General features: G+C 28.8%; 3 protein-coding genes. 1 reads left to right on the forward strand and 2 read right to left on the reverse strand.

Annotated elements, in window-relative coordinates:
- The first annotated feature begins 335 nt into the window (after positions 1–335).
- Positions 336–1,901, forward strand: a complete 1,566-nt coding sequence (locus CLOBL_RS26585; RefSeq protein WP_077861752.1) for a cadherin-like beta sandwich domain-containing protein — start codon at positions 336–338, stop codon at positions 1,899–1,901.
- Positions 1,902–2,407: 506 nt separating this feature from the next.
- On the opposite strand, the gene CLOBL_RS26595 is transcribed toward CLOBL_RS26585, so the two are convergent.
- Together CLOBL_RS26595 and CLOBL_RS26600 are read right to left on the reverse strand one after the other, a co-directional pair.
- Positions 2,408–4,234 carry an O-antigen ligase family protein gene (locus tag CLOBL_RS26595; protein WP_077861753.1) on the reverse strand — a complete coding sequence of 609 codons (1,827 nt, stop codon included), beginning with the start codon at positions 4,232–4,234 and terminating at the stop codon, positions 2,408–2,410.
- Positions 4,235–4,486: 252 nt separating this feature from the next.
- On the reverse strand, positions 4,487–5,813 hold a 1,327-nt coding region (locus tag CLOBL_RS26600; protein ID WP_143323964.1), incomplete at its 5' end, for an undecaprenyl-phosphate glucose phosphotransferase.

Consider the following 5,813-nt stretch of genomic DNA (forward strand, 5'->3'; position numbering starts at 1 on the left):
GTTAGCTAACACAACTGTTGATGGTTATGTATTAGGAGCTTCAGGAGCTTGGATTCAATAATTTAAGTAATTGACAGTATACTATATTATATATAGTTGACAATTAAAAATGGGACGAGGTATATCCTCGTCTCTTTTTTTACAATTGATAATTTACAATCTACAATTATAAAAAAATTCCATTAAAGTTTGAAAAATCTAATTTGTTAAGAAAACCTATAGTTTTCTTAACAAATTATCAATTGTACACTGTAAATTGTTAATTGAAAGTTATACATTGTCAATTGTCTGAATTTGAAGTAAAATTAATAATATATAGAACTGGAGGGAATAAAATGAATAGAAATATAAAGCGTATAATTGCTATTACATTAGCCTTAGGGACTTTTTCTGTAATGTCACCAGTAAAGTATTTAAAATTTATAGATTCTGATAAAATAGCATATGCATCATCTGATGATGATGATTTAGATGCAGCAGCAATTGAAGCATCATATTTAGATGATTTAAGTATAAGTGGTGGTAATGCAGATATTTCATTTTCAAAAAAGAAAACAGATTATACTATAAAGATAGATAAGAATATTGAATCTATTGTAGTTAAAGCTAAAGCTAAAGATAGTAGTGACACAATTAAAATCAATGATGACCCAATTGATTTAGATAGTGACAATGTTGCTGAAAAGCCAATTGAATTGGATAAAGGGAGAAATTTAATAAGAATAAAAGTTGTAACCGAGGATTATGGCTTAAGAATTTATAATTTAGTTGTAAACAGAGGAAGTGCAGATACTTCAGATTCAAGTGATTCAGATGTTCCGTATTTAAATGATATTCAGTTAAGCGATGGAAATTTATCATTTTCAAAGAATACAACTTCTTATAACGTAAATGTAGATTCTTCTGTTACTGAAATGAGAATAACAGCACAACCAGAAGATGATGATTATGAAGTGAAAATCGATGGAATTAAGGTTGATAAAGATGAAGATTATAGAAGGACAGTGGAACTTAAAAATGGAAATAATGCTATACCAATAGATTTAGTGGATGATGATGGGGGAGAACAAACCTATACTTTAAATGTAAATAGAGGTGGAACCGCATTAGGAACTAATAATGCAGAAGTTGAAGATAATAGCCAAGATCCAATATATTTAGATGATATAGTTATACAAGATGGAAGTGTGCCTTTAAACTTTAAACCAAAGGTAACGTCTTATGCTGTAGATGTAGGGGATGATGTGGATAGTATATTATTTAAGGCAGCACCTGAATTCAGTGATGATAAAGTAGCAGTAAATGGGGATTATAGTAAATCTTCATTTGTAAGAAGAATTAATTTAAACGAAGGAAAAAACGTGATAACTATTAAGGTAAATAATGGAGAAACCTATGATAAGGGTGACATAGATTATGAGGAAAGAACATATACTGTAACAGTATATAGAGGTACAAGCCAAGGAACAAGTCAAAGTAATGGACAAGGGACAGAAAACACAAGTCAAGCAGCAACACAACAAAGTAGTGCATCATCAGCAGTTAAGCTCAGCCAATGGGTGCAGGTGAATGGAAAATGGCAATATAATGATTCAACAGGTAAACCTGCAAAGAACATGTGGGTACAAAATTACTATTTGCAGGCAGATGGGAATATGGCTATTAACTGGATAACTTATAATGGAAGTTGGTACTACTTAGGAAGTGATGGGGCAAAGAGAACAGGTTGGCAATCCGTAAATGGTAATTGGTATTACTTAGACGCAGATGGAAGAATGCAGACAGGCTGGATTAGAGACGGAAGTGGAAAGTATTATTACTTAAATACTGACGGAAGTATGGCTCACAGTACAACAATAGATGGATATAAACTAGGCACTGATGGAGCTTGGATTAATTAAAATTAAAAGATAATTCCTAAGGAAAGCTAAAATAGTAAGAAAAAACCTATGATTCACATTTAATCATAGGTTTTTTATATATTACAATTTGCAAGGTACAGTTAACAATTGCAATATATATATTAAGTATTATAAATATTTATTTAACAGCTTTTAATTTTGCAATATCAGCCCAATTATTAGCAGTAACCATTTCAACTTGCGATAAATCTTTCTTTATGCCTGTAACATCACCTTGAATTTTGGCTACATCATTTGAAAGCTTATCATGTTATACTTTATTCACTTCAGCAGAATGTTTCAATGCCCTTAAAATTTGAGTATGTTCATTTAAAACTTGAGTATGCTCATCGATTTTATTTTCTAGTCTTTTCAAAATTTCTAATATTTCTTTATCTATATTTTCACCTCACTTAATAATTATTTAGCAGGTGAAATAATTATATCAATTTTTTTATTAAACAGCAATATATATACATTGTAATCAATTTGAATCTCATAAATAATTATATATTTTTTGAATGTTTTTTAATAGCAGTTCTATTTATATAATTAATTGCAATTCCAGTTCCAAATACAATCCAGAATATTGGAGCTACGCTTATTAGTGAATCATTAAAAAATCCAGCAAATAAGTAACCTATAATTCCTAAGGAATTAGCTACTCCTAAGATTTCAGAGTGAGTATAGCTAGCTTTGAAAGCATATAATTTTATGCAGTCAAAAAGATAAATAAACATAATAGCTAAAAATGCAATTAATGCGATTACACCATAATCTAAGGCGATTTGCAAATAAAGGTCATGAGGTTTATCTACAAATATATTAGGTGTATCATAAGCATAATATTTTCCTATAAAATCGTTTTGTGGGAACTGAAAAGGGAAGGTGTCAGGCCCACTGCCAAGTATAAGATTATTTTTTATTAAAGGAATCGAGCGGGACCAAATATATCCTCTTGATGATCCAAGTTTTTCCTTACCTATCAAAAATTTAGCCACCTCAGGATGATCTAAATCAATATCCTGATTAGTTTTTGGATCTATTAAATGAACAGTATTGTCATGCCCTAATGAGAAACCGAAAATACCTTGATCATTGAGTGACAAGTAAATAAAACCTGCTTTTCTGCCAGAATTTTTTGTATACCTAAATGAAATATTTTTAAAAGCAGGATCATTGGTTGTAAAAACTTTATTATTTTCTGAATAACTAATAACTTCATCTTTAGAATTTTTAAATACATAATTATTATTTTCAAAAGATATCTTTATTGTATCATTTGGAAGTACAACCTCTGAATGACCATCTACGTATTTAATATCCTTAACTGGAGTGGAATTTGAAGGGTCAAAATTGCTAGTATCGTTAAATAATAAAGAGGCATCAGAAAGGAATAACGGAGCTCTCTCAAAAATTGCACCTTTAGTCGCTGCGTTAAGCCCAATTGCCAAAACTAATAAAGCTGCTAAGCCAATTAATATTGGTTTCCAGTTTTTTGACAAAGAACGCCCAAAGAGAATAAGGGCAAAAATAAAGGAAAAAGCAACACCTACAAGTCCAGCTCTAGAAGAACTTCCAAATAATAACCATATAGACAGTAAGGAACATATACCAAGACCAATCTTATAAATAAGTTTCTTTTCAAATATGGTTAATACAGCTAATAGTGGTAAAATTATAGCTGCAAAGCTGCCCATATAATCATAGTGATATAAAGTTCCATATAATTTACCTTTATCATACATTAAATTTAATTTTTTGTTAACATCACCTGTAACTAATAACAAACCAAGCTTACTGTTAATTAAATCATGACCTATATATTGGAACACACCTAAAAATGATTCAATAACTACTAAGATAATTATAGGAATAAGTAAATACTTATAATTATTAGCGGTTTGGAAAGTATAGATTGAATATATAAGTAAAACCATATAACAGGTGATAGTGACAATGCCTTCTGCTCTATCAAAGGCTCCCCAAAAGGCATATAATTGATGCGCTGAAAATATTGCGGATAATAAAGTAAAAATCCAAAATACAGCTACTCCAATTAAAATTAAATTAATAACCTTATCTTTTTTTTTAAATATTTTTTTAAAAAAGATAATGCTTATAATAATCAATAAAATTGAAAAACATAGCAAATATTTAGATTTCCATTGAGAAAAAAGATCAAATTGTGTTGAATTTCCATAAAGCTTTGTAGTATCTTCATCCAATAGGACACCTCTAACTCGGACAATTAAAGGCACTATGGTAAGAATAATTGATGTAAGTATAAAAAAAATAGGTTTCTCTTTAAAATAACTCTTTTTATTTTCCAATTGTTACACTCCTATATGAATATATTTTTGTAATTTATCTATACAAATATGTAATATTATAACACCGGAGGCAAGTGAGTGCAATTAATTAGGAAATAGTAATTCTATTAAAACGATTAAATAAAAAATATAGTTAATTATTAAAATTGAAGAATATAGTCAAAATAGAATGCTTGTTACATATGAAAATAAATAAAGCATACTAAATTATTAACATAATAACTAGTATGCTTCAGTTAGAGAAAAGTTATGTTATAGTTCAATTCTATTGTTATTAACACCAATAGAATTACTGTTGCCTTTTACAAGCTGCTCATTATTTTTCATTCCTTTAAAAACAGTTTTAAATAGGATACCTATATCCATTAAAATGCTCCAATTTTCGATGTAGTGAATATCAAATTCAATTCGTTTTTTTATTGAGGTATCACCCCTAAAGCCATTTATTTGAGCTAGTCCGGTTATTCCTGGCTTTACCTGATGTTTGACCATATAAAGCGGAATTTCATCTTTAAAGTTTTCAACGAAATGAGGAAGTTCAGGTCTAGGACCAACTAAACTCATATCGCCCTTTAATACATTAAAAAACTGAGGCAGTTCATCTATAGAAAATTTGCGAATAAAAGAACCAAATTTAGTCTTTCTAGGGTCAATATTAGTGCTCCAGGCTGTTTGCTCCTCAGAATTAACTTTCATTGATCTAAATTTATACATTGTAAATGAAGATTTATTTAAACCTACACGCTTCTGCCTAAAAATTACAGGTCCCTTTGAAGTAAGCTTAATTATTATAGAAGTAAAAAGCATAATTGGGCTTGTACATATTATTAAAATAAGGGAACCTATTATATCTAAAGTTCTTTTCATAAATGCATTACCTAGATTATCTAATGGGATTCTTCTTACATTTATAAGAGGAATGCTTCCAATTTGATCTATATATGGCTGACTAGGTATATACTTATAACAAAAAGGAATTATAGAAATTTTTGTCCCACTCTTTTCGCAGTCAGAAACTATGTTTTCTAAATACTTAGAATCTGGTATATCAAGAGCACAAACAACTTCATCAGGTTTATATTTATTCAGAACTTCGTATAAATCAGCATAATTTCCAAGTTTTATACCTTGAAAGTCAGAAGTATTAGCTACATATCCAGAGTAATCATATCCAAAACTCTTATTATTTTCTATTACTCCTAAATACTCATTAGCAACCTCACCAGCACCAACAATTATTACATGCTTCAAATTTAAGCCTTTAGATCTGATTTTTGATAAGGATTTTCTTAAAATAAATCGTTTCATTAATATTAGTGTTATATTAATGAAATAAAAAATAACAATAGTCCACCTTGATATGTGTTCTAGTTTAACGGTAAATAATAATGATAATAATATTGCAGTAAGTATTGTATTGGCTTTTATTATTTGATTGCATTCTTTAATAAAAGTTGTAGTTCTAAAAGAATGATATAAATTAAAAAAATTAAAGACAATGAGATTAATTGGAATTATTAAAATCGAAAATTGAATATATGTAATTAATTTGATGTATTCAGTATCTGAGGAAAAAATA

It is taken from the genome of Clostridium sp. BL-8, from assembly GCF_002006495.1.
In the GTDB taxonomy this organism is placed as follows: Bacteria; Bacillota; Clostridia; order Clostridiales; family Clostridiaceae; genus Clostridium.

Excerpts from the sequence above, each read along its gene's own strand:
- CLOBL_RS26585 (WP_077861752.1), top strand. The coding sequence starts at position 336 with ATGAATAGAAATATAAAGCGTATAATTGCTATTACATTAGCCTTAGGG.